At 69.1% G+C, this 223-nt stretch carries 1 protein-coding gene; it reads left to right on the forward strand.

The window, feature by feature from the left end; translation table 11 throughout:
- Positions 1-223: redoxin family protein (locus tag E4K09_RS14020; RefSeq protein ID WP_134498026.1), on the forward strand; the 223-nt coding region annotated here is incomplete at both ends.

The following is a 223-nucleotide window of genomic DNA, read 5'->3' on the forward strand; positions in this document are numbered from 1 at the left end:
CAAGCCCGTGCCGGGCTTCTCCAACGAGGATCTGAAGGGCCGCGTCACCATCGTGAACGTGTTCGCTTCCTGGTGCGCCCCCTGCCGCCAGGAGCACCCGCTCCTCGTGGACCTGGCCAGGGACCCGTCCGTGCGGCTGGTGGGCATCAACCAGAGGGACAATCCCGACAACGCCCGCCGCTTCCTCGGCGCGCTCGGCAACCCATACTCTGCGGTCGGGGTC

It is taken from the genome of Microvirga pakistanensis (assembly GCF_004458765.1).
Classification (GTDB): Bacteria; Pseudomonadota; Alphaproteobacteria; order Rhizobiales; family Beijerinckiaceae; genus Microvirga; species Microvirga pakistanensis.